Source organism: Ramlibacter sp. bp-362 (assembly GCF_054956735.1).
In genome coordinates this window covers 170,641-195,275 of sequence record NZ_JBUDXE010000009.1, presented here as the reverse complement: position 1 = coordinate 195,275, position 24,635 = coordinate 170,641, and the positions used below count along the sequence as shown (strand labels likewise).

24 protein-coding genes and 1 tRNA gene are annotated in these 24,635 nt (G+C 70.0%); 11 read left to right on the top strand and 14 right to left on the bottom strand.

The annotated features are described in order from the left end of the window. The first annotated feature begins 13 nt into the window (after positions 1–13). From ACY0MJ_RS15070 to ACY0MJ_RS15055, 4 genes are read left to right on the top strand one after another with little or no spacing between them, the layout of a single operon-like run. Positions 14–955 (top strand): alpha/beta hydrolase, encoded by a 942-nt coding sequence (locus tag ACY0MJ_RS15070; protein ID WP_462639295.1) that lies wholly within the window; start codon positions 14–16, stop codon positions 953–955. Beyond that, complete coding sequence (locus tag ACY0MJ_RS15065; RefSeq protein ID WP_462639294.1) at positions 952–2,343, top strand: Rieske 2Fe-2S domain-containing protein; 1,392 nt, start codon at positions 952–954, stop codon at positions 2,341–2,343. Before ACY0MJ_RS15070 ends, ACY0MJ_RS15065 begins: the two co-directional genes overlap by 4 nt. Then, positions 2,340–3,818 (top strand): glutamine synthetase family protein, encoded by a 1,479-nt coding sequence (locus ACY0MJ_RS15060; protein WP_462639293.1) that lies wholly within the window; start codon positions 2,340–2,342, stop codon positions 3,816–3,818. The genes ACY0MJ_RS15065 and ACY0MJ_RS15060 overlap by 4 nt, the downstream gene beginning before the upstream one ends. Continuing rightward, complete coding sequence (locus ACY0MJ_RS15055) at positions 3,818–4,141, top strand: 2Fe-2S iron-sulfur cluster-binding protein (protein WP_462639292.1); 324 nt, start codon at positions 3,818–3,820, stop codon at positions 4,139–4,141. Before ACY0MJ_RS15060 ends, ACY0MJ_RS15055 begins: the two co-directional genes overlap by 1 nt. 101 nt (positions 4,142–4,242) lie before the next feature. On the opposite strand, the gene ACY0MJ_RS15050 is transcribed toward ACY0MJ_RS15055, so the two are convergent. Continuing rightward, a complete protein-coding gene (locus tag ACY0MJ_RS15050; protein ID WP_462639291.1) occupies positions 4,243–4,911 on the bottom strand; it encodes an OmpA family protein in 669 nt (222 codons plus the stop codon). A gap of 85 nt (positions 4,912–4,996) precedes the next feature. Next, on the bottom strand, positions 4,997–5,449 hold the full coding sequence (locus tag ACY0MJ_RS15045; protein ID WP_462639290.1) for a MarR family winged helix-turn-helix transcriptional regulator: 453 nt from the start codon (positions 5,447–5,449) through the stop codon (positions 4,997–4,999). A 66-nt stretch (positions 5,450–5,515) separates the two neighbouring features. On the opposite strand from ACY0MJ_RS15045, the gene ACY0MJ_RS15040 reads away from it, so the two are divergent. The 7 genes from ACY0MJ_RS15040 to ACY0MJ_RS15010 all read left to right on the top strand — a co-directional run bounded on the left by ACY0MJ_RS15040 (position 5,516) and on the right by ACY0MJ_RS15010 (position 12,259). After that, on the top strand, positions 5,516–6,859 hold the full coding sequence (locus ACY0MJ_RS15040; protein WP_462639288.1) for an FAD-dependent oxidoreductase: 1,344 nt from the start codon (positions 5,516–5,518) through the stop codon (positions 6,857–6,859). Between the two features lie 9 nt (positions 6,860–6,868). Then, complete coding sequence (gtdA, locus tag ACY0MJ_RS15035) at positions 6,869–7,924, top strand: gentisate 1,2-dioxygenase (protein ID WP_462639287.1); 1,056 nt, start codon at positions 6,869–6,871, stop codon at positions 7,922–7,924. After that, complete coding sequence (locus tag ACY0MJ_RS15030; protein ID WP_462639286.1) at positions 7,921–8,622, top strand: fumarylacetoacetate hydrolase family protein; 702 nt, start codon at positions 7,921–7,923, stop codon at positions 8,620–8,622. The genes gtdA and ACY0MJ_RS15030 overlap by 4 nt, the downstream gene beginning before the upstream one ends. 8 nt (positions 8,623–8,630) lie before the next feature. After that, positions 8,631–9,107 carry a TRAP transporter small permease gene (locus ACY0MJ_RS15025; protein WP_462639285.1) on the top strand — a complete coding sequence of 159 codons (477 nt, stop codon included), beginning with the start codon at positions 8,631–8,633 and terminating at the stop codon, positions 9,105–9,107. Next, positions 9,104–10,420, top strand: coding sequence for a TRAP transporter large permease (locus ACY0MJ_RS15020; RefSeq protein ID WP_462639284.1), 1,317 nt, complete (start codon positions 9,104–9,106; stop codon positions 10,418–10,420). The genes ACY0MJ_RS15025 and ACY0MJ_RS15020 overlap by 4 nt, the downstream gene beginning before the upstream one ends. Positions 10,421–10,601: 181 nt before the next feature. Continuing rightward, the gene (locus ACY0MJ_RS15015; protein WP_462639283.1) at positions 10,602–11,654 is read left to right on the top strand and encodes a TRAP transporter substrate-binding protein; all 1,053 of its coding nucleotides are present in this window, start codon (positions 10,602–10,604) and stop codon (positions 11,652–11,654) included. 53 nt (positions 11,655–11,707) lie between these two features. Next, on the top strand, positions 11,708–12,259 hold the full coding sequence (locus ACY0MJ_RS15010) for an NUDIX hydrolase (protein WP_462639282.1): 552 nt from the start codon (positions 11,708–11,710) through the stop codon (positions 12,257–12,259). Between the two features lie 51 nt (positions 12,260–12,310). On the opposite strand, the gene ACY0MJ_RS15005 is transcribed toward ACY0MJ_RS15010, so the two are convergent. From ACY0MJ_RS15005 to thrS, 12 genes are all read right to left on the bottom strand, one after another. Beyond that, entirely contained in the window at positions 12,311–14,428 is a 2,118-nt protein-coding gene (locus tag ACY0MJ_RS15005; protein ID WP_462639281.1) for a serine/threonine-protein kinase, read from the bottom strand. Positions 14,429–14,493: 65 nt separating this feature from the next. Further along, positions 14,494–15,597: a type VI secretion system-associated FHA domain protein gene (locus ACY0MJ_RS15000; protein ID WP_462639280.1), complete on the bottom strand. Its 1,104-nt coding sequence runs from the start codon at positions 15,595–15,597 to the stop codon at positions 14,494–14,496. A 5-nt stretch (positions 15,598–15,602) separates the two neighbouring features. Next, complete coding sequence (locus ACY0MJ_RS14995) at positions 15,603–16,496, bottom strand: adenylate/guanylate cyclase domain-containing protein (protein ID WP_462639279.1); 894 nt, start codon at positions 16,494–16,496, stop codon at positions 15,603–15,605. Positions 16,497–16,576: 80 nt separating this feature from the next. Beyond that, positions 16,577–16,653, bottom strand: a tRNA-Pro gene (locus tag ACY0MJ_RS14990). Positions 16,654–16,686: 33 nt separating this feature from the next. Next, positions 16,687–17,133 carry a MerR family transcriptional regulator gene (locus tag ACY0MJ_RS14985; protein WP_462639278.1) on the bottom strand — a complete coding sequence of 149 codons (447 nt, stop codon included), beginning with the start codon at positions 17,131–17,133 and terminating at the stop codon, positions 16,687–16,689. 208 nt (positions 17,134–17,341) lie between these two features. Beyond that, a complete protein-coding gene (locus ACY0MJ_RS14980) occupies positions 17,342–17,674 on the bottom strand; it encodes an integration host factor subunit alpha (protein WP_462639277.1) in 333 nt (110 codons plus the stop codon). Positions 17,675–17,721: 47 nt separating this feature from the next. Beyond that, positions 17,722–20,139, bottom strand: coding sequence for a phenylalanine--tRNA ligase subunit beta (gene pheT / locus ACY0MJ_RS14975; RefSeq protein WP_462639276.1), 2,418 nt, complete (start codon positions 20,137–20,139; stop codon positions 17,722–17,724). A 4-nt stretch (positions 20,140–20,143) separates the two neighbouring features. Continuing rightward, the gene (pheS, locus tag ACY0MJ_RS14970; RefSeq protein ID WP_462639274.1) at positions 20,144–21,202 is read right to left on the bottom strand and encodes a phenylalanine--tRNA ligase subunit alpha; all 1,059 of its coding nucleotides are present in this window, start codon (positions 21,200–21,202) and stop codon (positions 20,144–20,146) included. A 91-nt stretch (positions 21,203–21,293) separates the two neighbouring features. Next, positions 21,294–21,653 carry a 50S ribosomal protein L20 gene (gene rplT, locus ACY0MJ_RS14965; RefSeq protein WP_201672506.1) on the bottom strand — a complete coding sequence of 120 codons (360 nt, stop codon included), beginning with the start codon at positions 21,651–21,653 and terminating at the stop codon, positions 21,294–21,296. Positions 21,654–21,678: 25 nt separating this feature from the next. After that, positions 21,679–21,882, bottom strand: coding sequence for a 50S ribosomal protein L35 (gene rpmI / locus ACY0MJ_RS14960; RefSeq protein ID WP_157396404.1), 204 nt, complete (start codon positions 21,880–21,882; stop codon positions 21,679–21,681). A 142-nt stretch (positions 21,883–22,024) separates the two neighbouring features. Continuing rightward, a complete protein-coding gene (gene infC, locus ACY0MJ_RS14955; RefSeq protein WP_462639322.1) occupies positions 22,025–22,627 on the bottom strand; it encodes a translation initiation factor IF-3 in 603 nt (200 codons plus the stop codon). 78 nt (positions 22,628–22,705) lie between these two features. Then, the gene (thrS, locus tag ACY0MJ_RS14950; RefSeq protein WP_462639273.1) at positions 22,706–24,613 is read right to left on the bottom strand and encodes a threonine--tRNA ligase; all 1,908 of its coding nucleotides are present in this window, start codon (positions 24,611–24,613) and stop codon (positions 22,706–22,708) included. Positions 24,614–24,635 lie beyond the last annotated feature (22 nt).

Below are 24,635 nucleotides of genomic sequence, written 5' to 3'. Positions count from 1 at the left end.
GCAGGAGACGAGCATGCTGCATCCCCAGGCCGAGGCGCTGCTGCGCCTGATGGAAGAGCGGGGCGTGCCCCCGACGCACACGCTGGCGCCCGCCGAGGCGCGCGAAATGTACCGGCAGCGCCGCGCCTACACGCAGCCGGACGCGCCCGACGTCGGATCCGTGCGCGACCTCGAGGCGCGCGGCCCGGCCGGCCCGATTCCCCTGCGTTCCTACCGTCCCGCGGGCGCCCGCGGGGACGCCGTGCTCCCCGTGCTCGTGTACTACCACGGCGGCGGCTGGGTGATCGGCGACCTCGACACGCACGACGTGCTGTGCCGCCAGCTGTGCAACCAGTCGGGCTGCGCGGTGGTCGCGGTGGACTACCGCCTCGCGCCCGAGCACCGCTTCCCGGCCGCGGTGGACGACGCGCTCGCCGCCGCGCGCTGGGTCCATGCCCAGGCCGCGACCCTGCGGGTCGACCCGAAGCGCATCGCCGTCGGCGGCGACAGCGCCGGCGGCAACCTCGCCGCCGTCGTGGCGCTGGCCGCGCGCGATGCGGGCGACCTGCCGATCGCCTTCCAGCTGCTCATCTACCCGGCCACCGACCAGCGCCGCGGCTGGCCCTCGCATACGGCCAACGGCCAAGGCTACCTGCTCACGAAGGACAGCATGGACTACTACCATGACCACTACCTCGTGGATGGCTCGCACGACCTGGACTGGCGCGCCTCGCCGCTGCTGCACGCGAACCATGCGAAGCTGCCGCCGGCCTTCGTGCTGACGGCGGGCTACGATCCGCTGCGCGACGAGGGCCTGCAGTACGCGCAGGCGCTGTCGGCGGCGGGCAACCGTGCCGCGCTGGTGAACTTCGAACGGCAGATCCACGGTTTCATCCCCATGGGCCGCGTCATCGACGAGGCCGGCGTCGCCGTGCAACTGTGCGCGGCGCAACTGAGAAACGAGCTCTCCGCATGAAAGCAGAACAGAACGAACTCCTCACCCGCATCGGCCCCGGCACGCCCTGCGGCGACCTGATGCGCAGCTACTGGCAGCCGGTGGCCCTGGTCGACGAATTCGAACCGCGGCTCGATCCGCGCATGGCGCAGCGGCCGCTGAAGGCGCTGCGCATCCTGGGGCAGGACCTCGTGCTGTTCCGCGACGCGTCGGGGCGCTGGGGCCTGCTCGATCGCGACTGCCCGCACCGCGGCGCCGACCTCTCGTTCGGGCGGCACGAGGGCGACGGCCTGCGCTGCCCTTTCCACGGCTGGAAGTTCGACGCGACCGGCCGCTGCCTGGAAACGCCGGCCGAACCCGCGGGCAGCAAGCTGTGCGAACGCGTGCAGCAGCGCAGCTACCCGGTCGTGGAAAGGAGCGGCGTGCTGTTCGCCTGGTTCGGCGAGGAAGGCCGCGAGCCGCCGCCCTTCCCCGCCTTCGACTGCTTCGCCGCGCCGGCCACGCACACCTTCGCCTTCAAGGGCCTGTGGCACTGCAACTGGCTGCAGGCCTTCGAGGTCGGCATCGACCCGGCGCACCCGTCCTTCCAGCACCGCTTCCTCAACGACGCGGCGCTGGACAGCGTGGGCGAGAACGCGGCCGGCCGGCAGTTCCGCAGTGCCAGCGCCGGCGCCTTCGGCGGCGAGAAGTGGCCGATGACGCGGATCATGCGCGAGTTCCACCAGCCGGAGATCTCGTACGAGAACAAGCCCTGGGGCCTGCAGCTGACGGCGCTGCGCCCGATGACGGAGGAGCTGACGCACGTGCGCGTGACCAACGCGATCTTCCCGCACACCTTCGTGATCCCGCTGTCGGAGACGCTCACCATCACGCAGATGCACGTGCCGGTGGACGACACGCGCACCTACTGGTACTCGATCTTCACCAGCTTCGCCGGCCCGGTGGACAAGGAGGCGATGCGCCAGCAGCGGCTCCAGTTCATCGAACTGCCCGACTACATCCCGAAGTCCGGGCGCCACGACAACTGGGGCTTCGACGCCGAGGAGCAGCGCTCGCGCACCTTCCTGGGCATGGGCGAGGAAGACATCAACGTGCACGACCAGTGGGCCGTGGAAAGCATGGGCGCGATCCAGGACCGCACGCGCGAGCACCTGGGCACCAGCGACAAGGTGATCATGGCCAACCGGCGCATGCTGCTGAAGGCGATCGAGACGGTGCAGGCCGGCGGCACGCCGCCCGGCGTGGCCGATCCGGCGCTGGCCGCGCAGATGCGCGGGCCCGACACGGTGGACGGCATCGCGCCGGCAGGCACCTGGGGCACCTGGTGGCAGGAACGCGTGCAGGCCAAGCGCGCGGGCGCGCCCTGGCTGCAGGGTGCCAAGGCCCGCGAAGAGGCCGCGGCCTCGTGAGCGGGTTCGCGCAGGACTGCGGCATCCACGACGCCGCGCGAGAGCAGGCGGTGGCGCGCCTGGGCCGCCGCATCGCCGATGGCGGCCTGGAGCTGGTGCGCTTCGGCTGGTGCGACCTGCACGGCGTCCTGCGCGGCAAGACGCTGGTCGCATCGGCCGTCGAACGCGCGCTGCGCGAGGGCGTGGGCATGGTCAGCACGCTGATGCTGAAGGACACGTCGGACCGTACCGCCTTCAAGGTGTTCGAACCCGGCGGCACGGACTCGCTGCCCGGCTTCGGCCCGGCCAACAACCTGCTGCTGCTGGCCGACCCGGAGAGCTTCCGCGAGCTGCCGTGGACGCCGGGCACGGGCTGGGTGCGGGCGCAGCCCTGGTTCCAGGACGGGCAGCCGGTGGAGCTGGACACGCGCCGCGTGCTGCAGCGGGCGCTGGCGCGCCTCGCCGACGCGGGCTTCACGCTCAAGTGCGGGCTGGAAGTCGAGTTCCACATCTACAAGCTGCAGGACACGCAGGCGCAGCTCGACCCGATGCAGGCCGCGTGGCCGGGCCCGCCGCCGGCGGTGAGCCTGGTCCATCCCGGCTACAACCTGCTCGCCGAAGCCTGGTTCGACCAGACCGAGGAGCCGCTGCGCATCGTGCAGCACACGGCGCAGGCGCTGGGCCTGCCGCTGCTGTCGCTGGAGATCGAGCTGGGCCCCAGCCAGGTGGAGGCCGTGTTAGACGCGACCGACGCGCTCACGGCCGCCGACAACATGGTGCTGTTCCGCAATGCCGTGAAGATGGCGCTGCGCCGCGCCGGCTACCACGCCACCTTCATGTGCCGGCCGCCTTTCCCCAACATCATGTCCAGCGGCTGGCACCTGCACCAGTCGCTGTGCGATGCGCGCACGGGCCGCAACGTGTTCCGGCGCGAGGCGCCGGAGCCGGGCAGCGATGCCTCGCAGGCGGCGCACACGCTGTCCGCGACCGGCGAGCACTACCTCGCCGGGCTGCTGGCGCATGCGCGCGGCATGGCGGTGTTCTGCACGCCCACGGCCAACGGCTTCGGCCGCTTCCGCCCGAACGCCCTCGCCCCGCAGGCCGTGCTGTGGGGACGCGACAACCGCGGCGCCATGCTGCGCGTGGTCGGCGGCTGCGGCGACGAGGCGACGCGCATCGAGAACCGCATCGGCGAACCGGCGGCCAACCCGTATCTCTACTTCGCCTCGCAGGTGCACGCGGGCCTGGACGGCATCGCGCGCGAACTGAAGGCGCCGCCGGCCACCGACGCGCCCTATGCCGGCGGCGGCGAGATGCTGCCGTCCAGCCTGGGCGAGGCGCTCGACGCGCTGCAGGCCGACGCGCTGCTGTGCGAATCCTTCGGGCCCGCCTTCGTCGACTACTTCCACCGCATCAAGCGGTCCGAGCAGCAGCGCTTCGACGCCGCCGAGGACCGCGACGAATTCCAGCGCCGCGAATACTTCGGCCGCATCTGATGATCCGCATCCACCTCGTGGCCGCCGACGGCGGCCAGACCACGCTCGAAGTGAAACCCAAGGGCAGCCTCATGGAGGCCGCCGTGAAGAACGACGTGGAAGGCATCGAAGCCGACTGCGGCGGGCTGATGACCTGCGCGACCTGCCACGTGTACGTGCGCGAGCCGTTCGCGGCGCGGCTGCCCGCGCCGAGCGCGGATGAAGTCGGGATGCTCGCTTTCACGGCGGCGGAGCGCCGGGAGAACAGCCGATTGAGTTGCCAGATCGTGTTGACGGAGGAGCTGGACGGGTTGACCGTCGATTTGCCGGAGGCGCAGCACTAGCAAGCTGGGGTTCGCCTGCGGCTCACCGCCAGCCTACGAGGCGCCAACGTCCCGTAGGCTGGCGGTGAGGGCAAGGCCCGAACCCCAGCTCTCTCCACTCCCTACCGCCCCGCGACGTTCGCGCGTTCCCCCAGGAAAATCTCCACCCGCCGGTTCTTCGCCCGCCCCGCCTCGGTGCTGTTGTCCGCCACCGGTTCGTGCTCGCCGCGCCCCGCGACCTGGATCGCGTCGCCGCGCACGCCGCGCGCCACCAGGTAGTCGCGCACCGACTCGGCGCGCTCGAGCGACAGGCGCTGGTTCAGCGCGTCGGTGCCGGTGCTGTCGGTGTGGCCGATGATCCGCACCTCGGTGGTGGGCTGGTTGGCCAAGCCGCTGGCGAACTGGTCGAGGATGGGACGCAGGCGCGGGTTGATGTCGGCCCGGCCGGTCGCGAACGAGACGTCGCTCGGCACTTCCAGCTTCAGCTGGTTGTCGGGCGTCTGCACCACGGCCACGCCGCTGCCCATGGTGGCGCGCTGCATCGCCTGCTTCTTCTGCTCCATGTGCTGCGACCAGATGTAGCCGCCCGCGGCGCCGACGCCCGCGCCGATGAGCGCGCCCTTGGTGTTGCCGCCGATGGCCGCGCCCGCCAGCGCGCCGATGCCGGCGCCGATGGCGGTGCGCTTGCCCGTGTCGCTCATGCCGGTGCCGTCGTTGGCGCAGCCCGCCAGCAGCAGGGCGCTGGCGCTGAAGGCCAGGGCGAGATGGCGCAGGTGTTGTTGCTTCTGCATCGATTCCTCCTTGCGATTGAATGCAGCAGCCACCATAGAGGAGCCAGCCCGGCAGGTGGGCCGTGGGTACAAGCGGAAGTGGAACTTACAAATCGAGCGCCGCTTCGCCTTCGTGCCCGGCCACGAGGCGGCCCAGCAAGGCGATCAGCTGCGCGCGCTCGGCGTCGCTCAGGGGCTCGAGGATCCGCGACTGCACCTTGCCCACCGAGCGCTTCATGCGGCGCGCCGCTTCCGCGCCGTTGTCGGTGACCCACAGCCGCTTGCGGCGGCGGTCGGACGGGTCGGCTTCGCGCCGCACCCAGCCGCGCGCCTCCAGCCGCGTGATCACCGAGCCGAACGTGGCGGCGTCGAAGGCGACGCGGCGCGCCAGCGTCACCTGGTCCTCGCCCGGCGTCTCGATCAGCGCGTTGAGGATCGCGAACTGCACCGGCGTGACCTCGAAGCCGGCCGTCTCCTCCATGAAGATCGCGACCGAGACCTGGTGGGCCCGCCGGATCAGGTGGCCCGGCGCATGCCGGAAATCGAAGCTCCTCGCCATGCGCGGCAGTGTAGCGGCGCGCCCGCCTTGCCGGGGCCCGGGTTGCTATGTATGCTTAGCATCCCCATGCCCCTTTCCCTCACCGAACCCGCGCGCCAGACCCCGGTCTGGGGCGAATACGAAGTCGTCGTCCTCGGCGGCGGCCCCGCCGGCATCGCCGCGGCCGTGGCCGCCGGCCGCGCCGGCCGCAAGACCCTGCTGATCGAACGCTACGGCTTCCTCGGCGGCATGGGCACCGCCGCCGGCGTGACCAATTTCTGCGGCCTGCACGCCAACGTGCACGGCGACATCCGCCAGGTCGTGCACGGCGTCGCCGACGACCTGCTGCAACGCATCGACCGCCTCGGCGGCCTGAACCAGCCGCACGCCCTGTTCGGCAAGACGGTCGCCCAGGCCTACGACACGGCCGCCTACAAGATCGCCGCCGACGACCTGCTGCTGTCGGCCGGCGTCGAGGTGCTGTTCCATGCCCTGGGCGCCGGCGTCGTCATGGACGGCGCGCGGCGCGTGCGCGCCCTGCTGGTGGAGACCAGGTCGGGCCGCTTCGCCGTCGTGGGCCGCGCCTTCGTCGACGCCTCGGGTGACGGCGACCTCGCCGCCTGGGCCGGCGCGCCCTACGAGCTGGGCGACGGCCACGGCAACATGCTGTACCCCTCGACCATGTTCCGCGTGAACGGCATCAACCCGGAGCGCGCCGGCAAGGCGTGGGAGGTGATCCCCAAGCTGATGCTGCAGGCCGAGGCCGAGGGCCGCTACACCTTCCCGCGCAAGGCGCCGATCGTGCGGCCGCAGAAGAGCGGCATCGAATGGCGCGTCAACCTCACCCAGCTGGCCAACAGCGAAGGCAATGCCATGAACGGCACCGACGCGCGCGAGCTGAGCGAAGCGGAAATCCTGGGCCGCCGCCAGATCGCCGAGGTGGCCGGCTTCCTGCGCGAGGTGCCCGGTTTCGAGAGCTGCTACATCGTGGACATCGCGCCGCAGGTGGGCATCCGCGAGACGCGGCGCGTGCGCGGCGCCTACCAGCTGACCGAGCCCGACGTGCTGGAATGCGCCAGCTTCGACGACACGATCGGCGTCAACGGCTGGCCGCTGGAGATGCACCTGAAGGGCACCGTCGAATTCCGCTGGCCGAAGATCCCGGAAAGCCGCGGCTTCAACCACCTGCCCTACCGCATGACGCTGCCCGAGGGCCTGGACAACGTCTGGATCGCGGGCCGCTGCGCCTCCATGAGCCACGAGGCGCAATCGGCCGCGCGCGTCACCGGCGCCTGCTTCGTCATGGGCCAGGCGGTCGGCACGGCCGCCGACCTCGCGCTGAAGGACGGGGCCGCGGCCGACGCCGTGGACGTCGCCGTGCTGCAGCAGCGGCTGGAAGACAATGGGGCCTACCTGGGCCGCAGCTGGTAAGGACACGTCATGAACGCACCCCACCCGACCGCGCAGCTGCGCCAGCAGCTGTACCGCGACATGGACCCGCACAACCTCACGCCGCTGTGGGAGGTGCTGCATGCGCTGGTGCCGCCGCAGCCGAAGACGCCCTGCGTGCCGGCGCTGTGGAAGTACGAGGACGTGCGGCCGTTCCTGATGCGCGCCGGCGAGGCGATCACGGCGGAGGAAGCCGTGCGCCGCGTCCTGATCCTGGAAAACCCGAACCTGCGCGGGCAGTCGGCGATCACGCAGTCGCTGTACGCCGGCCTGCAGCTGATCCTGCCCGGCGAGGTCGCGCCCAGCCATCGCCACGTCCAGAGCGCGCTGCGCTTCATCGTCGAAGGTTCCGGCGCCTACACGGCGGTGGACGGCGAGCGCGCGACCATGCACCCGGGCGACTTCATCATCACCCCGAGCTGGGCCTGGCACGACCACGGCCACGAGGCCGACGCGCCGGTGGTGTGGCTCGATGGCCTGGACATCCCCATGATCCGCTTCTTCGACGCCGGCTTCGCGCAGAACGACGCCAGCAAGTCGCAGAAGGTCACGCGCCCCGAGGGCGCGAGCTTCGCCCGCTACGGCCACAACATGGCGCCGGTGCGGCACGACGCGCCCTACGGCAAGACCTCGCCGATCTTCAGCTATCCCTACGCCCGCAGCCGCGAGGCGCTGGAGACACTGGAGCGCAGCGCGCCGGTGGACGCCTGGGACGGCACGAAGCTGCGCTACGTCAACCCGCAGACCGGGGGCTGGACCATGCCCACCATCGGCACCTTCCTGCAGAAGCTGCCCGCGGGCTTCGCCGGCAAGCCCTGGCGGCAGACCGACGGCGCTGTCTACAGCGTCGTGGAAGGCGAAGGCGAAGTCGCGATCGCCGCGGGCGAGCAGGAGTGGCGCTTCCGCTTCGGGCCGCGCGATCACTTCGTGGTGCCGTCGTGGCACACTGCGCGGCTGTCGTCGGCCGCAGGCTGCGTCCTGTTCAGTTTTTCCGACCGCCCCGTCCACGAGGCGCTGGGCATCCACAACGAAGAAAGGTTGTCATGAGCTACGTCTTCCAACCCGCGCCCGCCACGAGCGTGCCCGTCGTGGGCCGCGCCGAGCGCTTCCCGGTGCGCCGCATCTACTGCGTGGGCCGCAACTACGTGGAGCATGCCAAGGAGATGGGCTTCACCGGCCGCGAGCCGCCGTTCTTCTTCATGAAGCCGGGCGACGCCGCCGTGGTGGTGAACGCCGGCGAGACGGCCACCCTGCCCTACCCGAGCCTCACCAAGGACTTCCACCACGAGATCGAGCTGGTGGCGTGCATCGGCACGGGCGGCAGGAACATCAAGGCCGCCGACGCGAAGAAGCACATCTGGGGCTACGCCGTCGGCCTGGACATGACGCGCCGCGACCTGCAGGGCGAGATGAAGAAGCAGGGCCGCCCCTGGTGCATCGGCAAGGGCTTCGACGCCTCGGCGCCCATCGGCCCCATCACGCCCGCGGCCGAGGCCGGCGACATCGAGAACGCCGAGATCTGGCTGCAGGTGAACGGCAAGGACCGCCAGCGCAGCAACGTGTCCAAGCTGATCTGGTCGATCGGCGAGATCATCGAGCACGTGTCCGCCGCGTGGGAGCTGCAGCCCGGTGACCTGGTGTACACGGGCACGCCCGAAGGCGTGGCGGCCGTGTCGCCCGGCGACACGCTGGTGGGCGGCGTCGGCGGGCTGACCGGCATCAGCCTCAAGGTCCAGGCGGCCTGAGTCCGGCCTTGCGCGTCCTGGACCTGCTGGCGAAGGCCTGCGCCATCCTCGCCGGCCTGATCCTGACCGGCGTCACCCTCATGACCTGCGCCAGCCTGGTGGGGCGCAACACGAACGGGTGGACGCTGGTCGGGGACTTCGAACTCACCGGCGTCGCGGCCGGTGCGGCGATCGCGCTGTTCCTGCCCTGGTGCCAGGCGAGGCGCGGCAACATCATCGTGGACTTCTTCACCGCGAAGTGCAGCGCGCGCACCAACGCGCGCCTGGACCGCCTGGGCGCCCTGCTCCTGGGCCTCGCCGTCGCCTTCCTCGCCTGGCGCACGATCCTGGGCGGCCTGAGCTCCTGGAACGCGCACTCCACCACCATGATGCTCGGCTTCCCCGAGTGGGTGGTGTACGCCTTCATGGTGCCGCCGCTGGTCCTCACGGCCGTGATCGGGCTGTGGCAGGGGATCCTGGGCTTCGGGCCGGAGGTCGAGGAGTGAGCCCGATCGCACTGTGCGCGCTGATCTTCGCGATCATGCTGGGACTGATGGCGATCCGCACGCCGATCGCCATCTCGATGTTCATCGCCGGCTGCGTCGGCTACGTGCTGCAGTCCGGCCTGGCGCCGCTGGAGAGCTTCCTGAACGCGCAGGCCTTCGCGCGCTTCGCCAGCTACGACCTGTCGGTGATCCCGCTGTTCATCCTGATGGGGCACTTCGCCACCCAGGGCGGCATCTCGCGCTCGCTGTTCGAGTTCGCCAGCGCCGTGATGGCGCGCTTCCGCGGCGGCCTGGCGATGGCGGCCGTGATGGCCTGCGCCGCCTTCGGCGCGATCTGCGGCTCCTCGGTCGCGACGGCCGCCACCATCACGTCGGTCGCGCTGCCGGAGATGAAGCGCCACGGCTACTCCGGACGGCTCGCCACCGGCACGCTCGCCGCCGGCGGCACGCTGGGCATCCTGATCCCGCCCTCGGTGCCGCTGGTGATCTACGCGATCCTGGCGGAGCAGAACATCGCCAAGGTGTTCGCCGCCGCGATGATCCCGGGCGCGATCGCGATGCTGGGCTACATGATCGCCATCGCCGTGTACGTGCGGCTGGTGCCGGGGCACGCGCCCGAGCAGGACGAGGCCTCGCGCATGACGTGGCGGGCGCTCGGCGGCGTCGTTCCCATCGCGCTGATCTTCACGCTGGTGTTCGGCGGCATCTACGGCGGCTTCTTCACGCCGACCGAGGGCGCGGCCGTCGGCGCGGCGGCGACCTTCCTCGCGGCGCTGTTCAAGGGCGAGATGACGTGGCAGAAGTTCAAGCACTGCTTCTACGCCACGGCCGAAGGCAGCGCGATGATCTTCATGATCTTCATCGGCGCCGACCTGATGAACGCCGCGCTGGCGCTGACGCAGGTGCCGGCGCAGCTGGCGACGCTGGTGGGCAGCTGGGGCCTGTCGCCGGTGGCGGTGGTCGCGGCGATCCTGCTGTTCTACGTCGTGCTGGGCGCGGTGATGGACGAACTCTCCATGATCCTGCTGACGATCCCGATCTTTTTCCCGATGGTGATGTCGCTGGACTTCGGCATGGGCAAGGAAGCGACGGCGATCTGGTTCGGCATCATGGTGCTGATGACGGTGGGCTTCGGCCTGCTGGCGCCGCCCGTGGGGCTGAACGTCTACGTCGTCAACGGCATGGCCAAGGACATCCCCATCGGCGAGAGCTACCGCGGCGTGATGCCCTTCCTGGTGAGCGACACGCTGCGCACGCTGCTGCTGCTGTTCTTCCCGTCGATCTCGCTCTGGTTCGTGAAGTTCGTGAGTTGATGCGTTGCGGTGGGGTTCGCTTCGCTCACCACCACCCTACGAACATCGCGCCGCCGTAGGGTGGCGCCGGCCGCAGGCCGGCGGACGGTGAGCGCAGCGAACCCCACCGCAGGGAAACCCCGCTAACCTTCGCCGCGCCGATCCGGTAGCTTCGACGCATCCCGCTTTTCGGAGAACCACAATGATCGCCCGTCGCACCCTCCTGAAATCCGGCGCCGCCGCGGCGCTGGGCGGCTCCTCGCTCGCCGGCTTCGCGCAGCAGTCCGTCACGCTGAAGTTCCACACCTTCATGGCCCCGACGTCCAACGTCTGGCTGAACATGCACAAGGCCTGGATGGACAAGGTGGAGAAGGACTCCGGCGGCCGCATCAAGTTCGAGGCCTATCCCGCCATGCAGCTGGGCGGCACGCCCGTGCAGCTGTACGACCAGGCCCGCGACGGCGTCGTCGACGTGATCTGGACGCTGCCCGGCAACACCACCGGCCGCTTCCCGCGCGTGGAGGTGTTCGAGCTGCCCTTCATCATGTCCAACGCCGAGGCCACCTCCAAGGCCTACTGGGAATACGTGCAGACCATGGCGCCGGACGAATTCAAGGACACGCAGGTCATCGCCCTGCAGGTGCACGGCCCCGGCTGCATCCACACCGAGAACAAGCCGGTGCACAACGTCGGCGACATGCGCGGCCTGAAGGTGCGCGCCCCCACGCGCCAGGTCACCAAGCTGGTGGGCTCGCTCGGCGCCATCCCGGTGGGCATGCCCCTGCCGCAGATCCCGGACGCGCTCTCCAAGGGCACGATCAACGGCTGCGTGATCCCCTGGGAGGTGGTGCCCTCGGTCAAGGTGCACGAACTGACCAAGTACCACGCCGAGTTCGACCCGGCCGGCGGCGCGCTCTACACCACGACCTTCGTGATGGCCATGAACAAGGCCAAGTACAACTCGCTGCCGCCCGACCTGAAGAAGGTGATCGACGCCAACTCCGGCATGGCCACCTCGGGCTGGCTGGGCAAGGTGCAGCAGCACGGCGACATCGCCGGCCGCAAGGCGGCGCAGGAGCGCGGCAACACCATCTTCACCGTGAGCCCGACGGAGGCGCAGGAATTCCGCCGCCGCTCGCGCCAGATCGAGGTGGAGTGGGTGGAGGACATGAACAAGCGCGGCTACGACGGCCGCAAGCTGCTCGACACGGCGAAGAAGCTGATCGAGAAGCACACCCGGACCACCAAGGCCTAAACTCGGGTGACCGCCAAGGCAAGGGCTCCCCGGGGAGCCCTTCTTCTTGTTCCGTGAGCCTTTTCCGCACGCCCATCAAGCACTGCCGCAACTGCGGCGCCGCCGTCGTCTACCGCCTGCCGGACGACGGGGACACGCACGAGCGCGCCGTCTGCCCGGCCTGCGACACCATCCACTACGAGAACCCGCTGAACGTGGTGGGCACCGTGCCCGTGCTCGGCGACAAGGTGCTGCTGTGCAAGCGCAACATCGAGCCGCGCTGGGGCAAGTGGACGCTGCCGGCCGGCTTCATGGAACTGGGCGAGACGACGGCGGAAGGCGCGGCGCGCGAGACGACCGAGGAAGCCGGCGCGCAGTTCGAACTGGAAGGCCTGTTCACGGTGCTGAGCGTGCCGCGCGTGGGCCAGGTGCACCTGTTCTACCGGGCGCGCCTGCTCAGCGACGTGTTCGCGCCCGGCTTCGAGACGATCGAGGCGCGCCTGTTCGCCGAGGACGAGATCCCCTGGGAGGAGATCGCCTTCCGCACGGTGCGCGAGACGCTGGAGTGCTTTTTCGCCGATCGCGCGCGCGGGCAGTTCGGCGTGCACACGCTCGACATCACCTGAGCGAGGCTGCCCTCGCCCCGGCCCTCTCCCGCCAGCGGGAGAAGGAGAGGATCAGGGCTGCTGCTGCGGGCCCTGGCGGATCTTGGATTCCTCGCGCAGGCGGGCCTCGGCGCGCCGCTGCACGCACAGCGGGTGGTTGCGCGCGCCCGCCTTGTCGCAGTGCTCGGCCAGGCACAGTTCCTTGGAGAGGAAGAACTTGCCGCGGCACTGCTCCACCGCCTGGTAGTTCGCGGCCGTGGCGACCGGGGGCGGCAGCGGGCGCGCGGGCGGCGGCTCCGGGGCCACGCGGGTGGGCACGGTGGCGACGGCGGCCGGACGGGGCTCGGGCGCCGCGGCCGGCGCCGGGCTCGCGTGGACGGGGGGCTTGGGAGCGGCCCTGCGATGTTCGGCCTTGGCCGTGGGGTGTTCGGCCTTGGCGGTGGGGCGTTCGGGCGCGGCGGCGGGCGCCCGTGCCGTGGCGGGCGCAGGCGCGGCGCTCGGTGCCGCGCTGGCGGCGCCGGCCACCGCGGGCGACGGGCCGTCGGCCGGCGCGGCCGCCGAAGCGGCGGGCGCGGCGGCGAGCGCCGGCGCGCTGGCGCTCGCAGCGGCGGAAGCGGCGCCGGCCGCGGCGTCCGTGCTGCCGCCACCGCGCAGCGCCATGGCCAGCACGCCGGCCACGGCCAGCGCACCGATGCCGGCCAGCGCCGCCGCGGGGATCTTCCTGCGCGCGGACGCCGGCGGCAGGCTGTCGTCGTCCTCGTCCCGCCCACGCGGCGCCGCCGCCACCACCGGCGCGGCGGGCTGCGGCGCGGGCGGGATGGGCGCGGGGCTGCGCGCCGGCGTGACCGCGGCGGCTGGCGCGAGCTTCGCGGCGGCGGCCCCGATCGGCTGCGTTTCGGTGTAGTCGGCCTCCGGGCGCTGCTGCGGCGGCACCGGCGTCGCGGCCGGCTGCGAGGCCGTCCCGGCGACGGCCGGGCGCGACGGCGCGGTGGGCAGGCGCGTGAGTTCGCTGTCGGGGAACTGGGTTGCGGCGAACACGCTCGCCGTGCCCGGCTGGCTGCCGCCGACGACGGTGGCTTCGCCGCCCGAGAGCTTGCGCAGGCGGCGGCGCGCCAGGTCGGCGTAGATGCCGGCCGGGAATTTCTCAAGGAAGCCCTGCAGCTCCTCGGGATCGCTGGAGTCCTTCACGTCCTTCCAGTACACCAGCTCCAGTTCCTGCGTGACCGAGCTGGCCCCGCCGATCGACGGCGTGGTGGCGCTGCCGGGCGGCACGGTGCCGGGCGTGGTGAGCGGGCGCGAGGCGGCCGCATCGGGCGCCGCCTTCTTGTCGGGGTTGGCCGGCGGCACCACCGTCTGGTCCTCGGCGCGCCGGATCGCCGCCTGGAGGGCGACCGCGAAGTCGCGGGCCGTCGCGAAGCGCTCGTCGCGGTTCTTGGCCAGCGCCCGTGCCACCACGGCGTCCAGCGCCGAGGGCAGGCGCGGGTTGAAGGAACTGGGCGGCGGCGGCTGGTGGCCGATGATCTGGTGGATGATGGAGAAGTCGTTGTCGCCGTCGAACGGGCGCTTGTCCGTCAGCAGCTGGTACAGCACGACGCCCACCGAGAACAGGTCGGCGCGCGAATCGATCTTCTGGCCCTGCACCTGCTCCGGCGCCATGTACTTCAGCGTGCCCACCATGCTGCCCTGGGTGCGCGTGGCCTCGCCGGAATCCTGGATGCGGGCGACGCCGAAATCCGTCAGCTTGACCCGGCCGCCCGGCTCGATCAGCAGGTTGGCGGGCTTGATGTCGCGGTGGATGATGCCCTGCTTGTGGGCGTAGTCCAGGGCGCTGAGCAGGTCGCGGATGATCTTGAGCGACTGCTCCAGCGTGTAGCGCACCCCGCGGTCGAGGTGGTGCTTGAGGTCGTCCCCCTGGATGTACTCCATGACCAGGAAGGCGCAGTCGGCGTCGCGGTCGGAGTCGTAGACGCTGACGATGTTGGGGTGCTGCAGGCGCGCGGCGGAGCGCGCCTCGGTGCGGAAGCGGTGCTCGTACTCGGACGCCGCTTCCTCGGACAGGTTCTCGACCTTGACCGTCTTGATGGCGACGCGCCGATCCAGGTTGGGATCGCGGCCTTCGTACACCACGCCCATGGCACCCTTGCCGAGGACCCGGAGCACTTCGTACCGTCCCAGCTTTTTGAGAGTCACTTCAGCCCATGGGAAACACGTGGAAACTCATTCTAGCCGCCACCCCCCTGGCAAGGCCGAGTTCCTCAGGTGCCGGGGCGTCCGGTTGTGTTGCGTTTCGCACGCACCAGTGCACGGGCGTAGGCGCGGGCAAAGTGCCGGTCCAGGAGGTCCTGCAGCCACGCCGGGTCCGCCGCCATGCGGGCCGCATAGTCACGGCTGAAGGCCTCCCAGGCCCGGGCCGACTCGAAGATCCGGGCGCCGCTTCCCAGCAGCCGCTGCTTCAGGGCCTCGGGCTCGAACTCCTCCACGATGCGGCGGGCGAGCTCGCGCACGGCCTCGCCCATCGCCTGCTCGTGCCCCGTGAGTTGCGTGACCAGCTGCGCCACGGCGCGGTCGGGCGGCATCAGGCCCTCGCTCGCGGCCAGGCCGCCGAACAGGTAGTGCAGCTTGCGCTCCACCGGGCCGTCCAGCCGCAGCGGATTGAGCTCCCGCCCCTCGGCGAAGGTGCGCTCCTCCGAGTGCAGTTCCTGGCGCGCCTCGCCGGCCGCCTGCGCGGCCTGCAGCAGGCCCTGGAGGGCGATGCGCGTGAGCCGCCCCATCGTCTCCAGCTCGCCCTGCGTGAAGGCGCCCTGCCCTTCCAGTCCCAGGCCGCGGAAGAAGGGCTGCAGGTCGCCGGCCGGCTGCAGGGCGTCGGCGCGCAGGCCGCCCCCCGGCGCACCCGGGCCGAAGGTGCTGTGGAAGCCCCAGTCGCCGAAGGGATCGTCCTCGGGGATGCCGGGCACCGTCGGGGAGGCGCTCCCGGGCATCAGCTGCGCCGCCTGGCGCTCGAATTCGTCCCACGGGTCGGCTTCGGCCGCCGGCGCCGGCGCGGGTACGGTTTCCGCGGCGGCCGCGAGGATGCGATAGGCGGCGAGCCCCAGCGCCTCGCCCGGCTGGAGCACGCCGCGGGCGCCGGGCGGCAGTTCGCCGGCGGGGCTCTCCACGCCGTTGACCACCGACAGCACGTGGAAGTGCAGCTGCCCGCCCTCGTTCCACAGGCTCAGGTGGCGGCGCGAGACCTTGCGTTCGGGATCGGGCAGGCAGACGGCGCAGTCGGTGTCGCGCCCCAGGATCAGGGCCGGCTCGCCGGGGGCGATCCTGCGGTGCACGTCCAGCCCGGGGCCGGAGATCTGCAGGGCGACGTCCATCCAGCCTAGACGACCACCGCGAAGGTGGCGAGCGGCGCCGCCTCCGCGTTGCGGTCGCAGCCCAGGGCGATCTGTCCCTGCCCCACGAGGTAGCACTCGGTGCGGCGCAGCACCACCGGTTCGCGCTGGTTGCCGAAGTAGACCCAGGTGCCGAAGCTGGAGGCGTCGCCCAGCACGAAGTGGCCGCCGCGCCATTCGATGGTGGCGTGCAGGCGCGAGACGCGCGAGTCGTTCACCGGCAGGTCCGCGGTGGCCGAGCGGCCCAGCGTGATCGGCTCGCCGCGCGGCTGCAGCCGGCGCACTTCGCCGGCGATGCCGATCTCCAGGCTGGCCTCCGAAGGCGGCTGGCCGAACATCGACACGCCCATGACCGTCGCCTCGGCGTCGCGCTCCTCCTTCCAGTGGACGCGGAACACCTCGGTCACTTCGGCCTTGCCGCGCAGGTACATGGGGCCCAGGCTGCGCAGCTTCTCCTGCTGCTCGCGCGGCAGCGCGTCGCGCACGCGCTGGCTGGTGAGGATCTGGTCGGCGCCGGCCAGGTCGGCCAGGCGGGCGGCGCTGTTGACGGCGTCGCCGTAGCAGTCGCCCTGGATCTCGACGACCTCGCCCGACTCGATGCCCATCTGCATCTGCACCGGGCGGCCCATGCCGCCGGGGCGCACGGGCTTCTGCTGCAGGCGCTCCTGGATCGCGATGCAGGCGGTGAGCGCCTGGGTTTCCTCGGGGAAGACGACGAACAGGCCGTCGCCGAGCAGCTTCACCACCCGGCCGTTGTGCTGTTCGAAGATCTTGGCGAGCGCGGTCGTCAGCTGCGTGAGGAAGCGCCCGGCGGTCTCGTCCCCGAGCCGCTCGAAGATGCCTGTGCTTCCCACGAGGTCAGCGAATACGACGGAGGCCATGTGCCCGGCCATTATGCCCGCGCCCTTGCGGAAACGACGCAGCCGGTTGGCCCGAAGGGACCAACCGGCTGTCCTGTGTGTGGTCGGCGTGGCGGGATTCGAACTCGCGACCCCTTGCACCCCATGCAAGTGCGCTACCAGGCTGCGCTACACGCCGAAGCCCGCGATTATAGCCTGCCGCGGAGGGGCCTCAATGCAACAGCAGGTCGCGGATCTCGAAGAGCTCGCGCCTGAGCAGCTGCAGCTTGTGCGAGATGAGGTCGCGGTCCTCGGGCGGGGCGTCCTCGAACTGGCTTTCGCCGAAGGAGGATTCCTCCACCTCGATGACCTCGACGCCCTCGAGCATCACCTCGCCGGCGCGGCGGCGGTCGCGCTCGCCCTGCACGATTTCCTGCAGCTTGTTGCGCGCGCCGCTGATCGTGAAGCCCTGGTCGTACAGGAGGTCGCGGATGCGCCGGATCATCAGCACCTCGTGGTGCTGGTAGTAGCGCCGGTTGCCGCGCCGCTTCATCGGCCGCAGCTGGGTGAACTCCTGCTCCCAATACCGTAGCACGTGGGGCTTGACGCCACACAGCTCGCTGACCTCACCGATGGTGAAGTAGCGCTTGGCAGGGATTGCCGGGAGGCCTTTCTCCATTGAAATCAATCTACTAGGAGAGAAAGCTTCGAGGTTACTCTAAGAGGTCGCCCCTGCAAAGCCCATGTGCCGGAACGGGCGCCGCCGAATGCGGACAGCCGGACGCAAAGGTCGCAAAGGTTGCGCAAAAGACGCAAAAAAATTCAGCTGAGGTTCTTTTGCGACCTCTGCGCAACCTTTGCGACTTTTGCGTCCTTGCCCCCGCTTTTCAGGCGGATTCGCCGGAGCCGCTGCCCTGGATCTGTTCCTTGAGCTTGTGGCTGGCGTGGAAGGTGACGACGCGGCGGGCTTCGATGGGGATGGCTTCGCCGGTGCGCGGGTTGCGGCCGGGCCGGGGGGCCTTGGTGCGGATCTGGAAGTTGCCGAAGCCGGAGATCTTGACGTCCTTGCCTTCCACGAGGCTGGCCGAGACCAGGTCGAAGAAGGCATCGATCATGTCCTTGGACTCGCGCTTGTTCAGCCCGATCTGCTCGAACAGCAGCTCCGCCAGCTGCGCCTTGGTGAGCGCCGGGGTTTCCAGGCTCTCGACGGCAAACTCCATGATGTCCTCTGTCCTGAGTGCTGTAGTTGTCGCGAGGTCGGCCATCGTCATCCCCTCAGGCGGCCACCCAGCTGCGCGGAGATCCGCTCCACCACCGCGCGCACGGCCGCCTCGATCTGCTCGTCGGTCAGTGTGGCGTCGCTGCGCGCGAGCGTCAAGCGCACGGCCAGGCTCTTCTCGCCCAGCGCCAGGCCGGCCGTCGCCTGCTGCGCCTTGTAGACGTCGAACAGCAGGGCGTCGCGCAGCAGCCCGCCCGTGTCGGCCGAGCGGATCGCGGCCAGCAGCTGGTCGTGGGTGACCTTCTCGTCCACGATCACGGCGATGTCGCGCTCGGCCGGCTGGAAGCGCGGCACCGGCTCGAAGGCCGGCACCTTGCGGGCCGTCACGGCGTCGAGGTCCAGCTCGAACAGGAGGGGCGTGTGGGGCAGGTCCCAATTCTGGCGCCAGCGCGGGTGCAGCTCTCCGACGAAGCCGACGTCGCGGCCGTCCACGCGCACCACCGCGCAGCGGCCCGGGTGCATGGCCGGGTGCTCGCCGGGCGCGTACTGCGCCTGGAACGGCGACAGCAGCGCCTGCACGTCGCCCTTCATGTCGTAGAAATCGCCGTGGGCGGGCTTGCGGCCCCATTGCAGGCCGTCGGGCGCGCCGTAGGCCAGGCCGGCCACCTTCATGGGCTGCCGCACGCCGCGCACGGTGGTGTCGGTGGTCTGCACCGCCGGGTCGCGCAGGAACACGCGGCCCAGCTCGAACACGCGCACGCGTTCGGCCTTGCGGTCCAGGTTGAACTTGAGCACCTGCAGCAGCGAGCCGAGCAGCGAGGAGCGCATCACGCCCATCTGGCTGGCGATGGGGTTCAGCAGCTTGATCGGGTCGGCGTTGCCGGCGAGCTCCTGCTCCCAGTGCGCCTCGACGAAGCTGAAGTTGATCGTCTCCTGGTAGCCCAGCGAGGCGAGCAGGCGGCGCACGGCGAAGCGGCTGCGGCGGTTCTCCGGCGGCAGCTTGGCCGTGATGGGCGCGAGCGGCGGCGTCGTGGGCAGCTGCTGGTAGCCGATCACGCGCACGACTTCCTCGATCAGGTCTTCCTCGATCGCGAGGTCGAAGCGGTAGGGCGGCGGCGTCACGGTGATCACCCCGCCGTCGGCCTTCGCCGGCAGGCCCAGGCGGGCGAAGGCGTCCAGGCACTGCGCCTCGGTGACGGGCATGCCGATCACCTTGGAAGCGCGCGCCACGCGCAGCTGCACGGGCTTGCGCTCGGGCAGCTTCACCTGCTGGTCGTCCATCGGGCCGGGCTCGCCGCCGCAGATCTCCAGGATCAGCCGGGTGATGTGCTCGATGTGGTCCACCGTGTGGGCCGGGTCCACGCCGCGCTCGAAGCGGTGGCCGGCGTCGGTGGAGAAGTTGTAGCGGCGCGAGCGCCCCTGCACCGCTTCGGGCCACCAGAAGGCGGCTTCCACGTACACGTTCTTCGTGTCGTCGGAGACGGCCGTGGCGTCGCCGCCCATGATGCCGGCCAGCGATTCGACCTCGCGGTCGTCGGCGATCACGCCCACCTTCTCGTCCACCGTGATCGTGTTGCCGTTCAGGAGCTTCAGCTGCTCGCCCGGGCGGCCCCAGCGGACGTCCAGCCCGCCGTGGATCTTGTCGAAATCGAAGATGTGCGAGGGACGGCCGAACTCGAACATCACGTAGTTGGAGATGTCCACCAGCGCCGTCACGCTGCGCTGGCCGCAGCCGGCCAGGCGCTCGACCATCCACTGCGGCGTCTTCGCCTTGGTATCCACGTTGCGGATCACGCGGCCGGAGAAGCGGCCGCACAGGTCGGGCGCGCTGACCTTCACCTTCAGCTTCGCTTCGTTCACCGGGGCCACCGGCGCGAACTTCGGCTGCACCAGCGGCGCGCCGGTCAGCGCCGACAGCTCGCGGGCGACGCCGTAGACCGACAGCGCGTGCGCCAGGTTGGGCGTGAGCTTGAGCGTGAAGACGTGGTCGTCGAGGTTCAGCACCTCGCGCACGTCCTTGCCGACGGGCGCGGCCGCGTCGAGCTCCAGCAGGCCGCCGTGGTCGTCGCTCAGCTGCAGCTCGCGCGCCGAGCACAGCATGCCCTGGCTCTCCACGCCGCGCAGCTTGCCCAGCCTGATCGCGAAGGGCTTGCCGTCGTCGCCGGGCGGCAGCTGGGCACCGACCAGGGCGGTCGGCACGCGGATGCCAGGGCGCGCGTTCGGCGCGCCGCAGACGATGTTCAGCAGCGCGCCCTGCCCCACGTCGACCTGGCACACGCGCAGGCGGTCGGCGTTGGGGTGCTGCACGGCTTCCTTGATCTCGCCGACCACCACCTTGTTGAACGGCGGAGCGATCGGGCGCAGGTCTTCCACCTCCAGCCCACCCATCGTGAGCACGTCGGCGATCTGCTGGGTGGACAGCGGCGGGTTGCAGAACGCGCGCAGCCAGGACTCGGGGAATTGCATGTCGTTATCGGAATTGCTTCAGGAAGCGGATGTCGCCGTCGAAGAACAGGCGCAGGTCGTTCACGCCGTAGCGCAGCATGGTCAGCCGGTCCGGGCCCATGCCGAAGGCGAAGCCGATGTGCCGCTCGGGGTCCAGCCCCATGTTGCGCACCACGGTCGGGTGCACCTGGCCGGAGCCGGCGACCTCCAGCCAGCGGCCGGCGAGCGGCCCGCTCTGGAACTGGATGTCGATCTCGGCGCTGGGCTCCGTGAAGGGGAAGAAGCTCGGGCGGAAGCGCAGCGCGAGGTCCTCGCTCTCGAAGAAGGTGCGGCAGAAGTCGGTGAAGACGACCTTCAGGTCCTTGAAGCTCACGTTCTCGCCCAGCCACAGGCCTTCGCACTGGTGGAACATCGGCGAGTGGGTGGCGTCGCTGTCCACGCGGTAGGTGCGGCCGGGGGCGATCACGCGGATCTCCGGCAGCGGCTCGCCGCGCGCCACCGCATCCTTGTAGCGCTTGATGTGCTGGTGGGCGTAGCGCACCTGCATCGGGCTGGTGTGCGGCCGCAGGTTGTAGGGGATGCCGTCGTCGCCGTCGATGTCCACGTAGAACGTGTCCTGCATCGAGCGCGCCGGGTGGTTCGGCGGGTTGTTCAGCGAGGTGAAGCTGTGCCAGTCGCTCTCGATCTCCGGGCCGTCGGCGACGTCGAAGCCCATGCTGGCGAAGATCCGCTCGATGCGCTCCAGGGTCAGGCTGACCGGGTGCAGGCCGCCGGGCTCGCGGATGCGTCCGGGCAGCGAGACGTCCAGCGCCTCGGCCTTCAGCTGCGCCTGCAGTTCGGCGTCGGCCAGCGCCTGGCGGCGCTCCGACAGCGCAGCCTCGATCGCCTGCTTGGCCTGGTTGATCGCCGCGCCGCAAGCCTTCTTCTCCTCCACGGAGAGCGCCGCCAGGCCCTTCATCAGCTCGGTGATGCGGCCGGACTTGCCGACGTACTGCGCCTTGGCGTTTTCCAGCTCGGCGGGCGTGCGGGCGCCGGCGAAGGCGTCCCGCGCCGAAGCGACGATCGAATCGAATTCTTGTGTCATGCGAAAAAAACAGGGCCAGGTCCTTGCGGCCCTGGCCCTGTCCATTTGGTTTGCACCGGACGCCGCGTCACCGCGGCGCCCACCGCGAAACTCAGGCAGCCAGCTTGGCCTTCACCTGGTTCACGATGCCGGTGAACGCCTCGGGGTCGTGATAGGCGATATCGGCGAGGACCTTGCGGTCGATGTCGATGCCGGCCTTGCGGATCCCGTTGGCGAACTGGCTGTAGGTCAGGCCGTTGGCGCGGGCCGCGGCGTTGATACGTGCGATCCACAGCTGGCGGAAGACGCGCTTCTTGGCACGGCGGTCGCGGTAGGCGTACTGCCCCGCCTTCATCACCGCCTCCTTGGCGATGCGGAAGACGTTGCCGCGGCGGCCGCGGAAGCCCTTGGCGAGGGCGAGGACCTTCTTGTGGCGGGCGCGGGCCGTTACACCACGTTTGACGCGAGGCATGTGTGTTCTCCTTCTTCGTCGTTCGTCAGATGCCCGCGAACGGGAGCATCTGGGCCATGTGGCCCATGTTGGTCTCGTGCACCGCCACGGCGCCGCGCAGGTGCCGCTTGTTCTTGGTGGACTTCTTCGTCAGGATGTGGCGCTTGAACGCCTGTCCGCGCTTGACCGTCCCGCCGGGACGCACGCGGAAGCGCTTCTTGGCTCCGCTCTTGGTCTTCATCTTGGGCATGTACATGCTCCTTCTTCGTTCGTGCTCGTGAGGCGTCGCGGGAAAACTCCCGCGCCTTGATGGCCCCGAGCCACTTGTGGCGGGCAAGGCCCGCCTTCTCCGCCGCCACGGCGGGACCAACCGTCGTGGCTTCGAATTCCGTCTACGCCGTCGTCGCCGGCGCCTCGGCCGCGGCCTTGGGGGCCGCCGCCTTCTTCTTGCCCGGCGCGATCATCATGATCATCTGCCGGCCTTCCAGCTTCGGGAACTGCTCGACGACGATCAGGTCGCCGAGGTCGTCCCGGATGCGCTGCAGCAGCGCCATCCCGATTTCCTGGTGCGTGATCTCGCGGCCCCGGAAGCGCAGCGTGATCTTGCACTTGTCGCCCTCTTCCAGGAAGCGGCGGATGTTGCGCAGCTTGATGTTGTAGTCGCCGTCGTCGGTGCCGGGCCGGAACTTGATTTCCTTGACCTCGATGACCTTCTGCTTGGACTTCGCTTCCGCTGCCTTCTTCTGCTCCTGGTACTTGAACTTGCCGTAGTCCATGAGCCGGCAGACCGGCGGGTTGGCGGTGGCGGCAATCTCGACCAGGTCCACGTCCAGCTCACCCGCCATGCGCAGGGCTTCCTGCAGGCTCACGATGCCCAGGGGCTCGTTGTTCGGTCCGCTCAGGCGGACTTCCGGGGCCATGATCTCCCGGTTCAGGCGGTGCTTGCGTTCCTCGCGCTGGCGGCGGTCACGAAAATCAGTAGCGATGGTCCAGATCCTTCAAACAATGACAACTACAGAAACTGTAGCAACACCGTCACCATGGGCGCGGGCTCGAGCTTCCTCCCTCGGGATTCAGCGCTTGCTGGCGATGTCCTCGGCGATCCTTTCGGTCAACGCCTGGAGGGGCATCACGCCGAGGTCCTTGTTGCCCCGGGCGCGCACGGCGACGGCACCAGCCGCCTTCTCCTTGTCGCCGACGACGAGGAGGTAAGGCGGCTTTTGCAGCGAATGCTCCCGTATTTTATACGTGATCTTCTCGTTGCGCAGGTCGGTCGCCACCCTAAGCCCTTGATTCCTCAGCCTTTTGGCGACCTCTTCGGCGTAGTCCGCCTGCTGGTCCGTGATGTTCAGCACCACCGCCTGCACCGGCGCGAGCCACGCCGGCAGGGCGCCCGCGTGCTGCTCGATCAGGATGCCGATGAAGCGCTCCATGCTGCCCACGATGGCCCGGTGCAGCATCACCGGCCTGTGGCGCGCGCCGTCCTCGCCGACGTACTCCGCGTCCAGCCGCTCGGCCATGGAAAAATCCACCTGCATCGTGCCGCACTGCCACTGCCGGCCGATGGCGTCCTTCAGCGTGTACTCGATCTTGGGTCCGTAGAAGGCGCCGTCGCCGGGGGCGACCTCGAACTCGCAGCTGGAGGCGCGCAGGCTCTCCATCAAGGCCTGTTCGGCCTTGTCCCAGATTTCATCGGAACCGATGCGCTTCTCCGGCCGCGTCGCCACCTTGTAGATGATGTCCGTGAAGCCGAAGTCGCGGTAGACCTTCTGCAGCAGGGCCGTGTAGGCCGTGCATTCCGGCAGGATGTGGTCTTCCGTGCAGAAGATGTGGCCGTCGTCCTGGGTGAACCCGCGCACCCGCATGATGCCGTGCAGGCCGCCCGTGGGCTCGTTGCGCACGCAGGAGCCGAACTCGCCGTAGCGCAGCGGCAGGTCGCGGTAGCTCTTCACGCCCTGCTTGAAGATCAGGATGTGGCCGGGACAGTTCATCGGCTTGATCGCGTACTCGCGCTTCTCCGACTCCGTCGTGAACATGTTCTCGCGGTACTTGTCCCAGTGGCCCGTCTTCTCCCACAGGCCCTTGTCCAGGAGCTGCGGCCCCTTGACCTCCTGGTAGCCGTTGTCGCGGTACACGCGGCGCATGTACTGCTCGACTTCCTGCCAGACGGCCCAGCCCTTGGGATGCCAGAACACGAAGCCCGGCGCGTGGTCGTCGATGTGGAACAGGTCCAGCTCGCGGCCGAGGCGCCGGTGGTCGCGCTTCTCGGCCTCCTCCAGCATGGTCAGGTACTGCTGCAGTTCCTCCTTGCTGGCCCACGCCGTGCCGTAGATCCGCTGCAACATCTCGTTGCGGTGGTCGCCGCGCCAGTAGGCGCCGGCCACCTTCATCAGCTTGAAATGCTTCAGCTTGCCCGTGCTGGGCACGTGCGGGCCGCGGCAGAGGTCCTCGAAGCCGCCCTCGGCGTAGAGCGACACGTCCTCGCCGGCCGGGATGCTGCCGATGATCTCCGCCTTGTAGGCCTCGCCCATCTGCTTGAAGTGCTGCACGGCCTCGTCGCGCGGCAGGACGCGGCGCGTGACCGGCTCGTCCTTCGCCGCGAGTTCGGACATGCGCTTCTCGATCGCCGCCAGGTCCTCGGGCGTGAAGGGCCGCTTGTAGGCGAAGTCGTAGTAGAAGCCGTTCTCGATCACCGGGCCGATGGTGACCTGCGCGTCCGGGTACAGCTCCTTGACCGCGTAGGCCAGCAGGTGCGCCGTGGAGTGGCGGATCACGTCCAGGCCTTCCGGGTCCTTGGGCGTGAGGATGGCGAGCTGCGCGTCGCGCTCGATGCGGTAGGCCGTGTCGACGACCTTGCCGTCGACCTTGCCGGCGATGGCCGCCTTGGCCAGGCCGGGGCCGATGCTGGCGGCCACCTCGGCCACCGTCACCGGGCCGGGGAATTCGCGGCGCGAGCCGTCGGGAAGCGTGATGTGGATCATGGTCAGTGATGCGGGCTGGAAT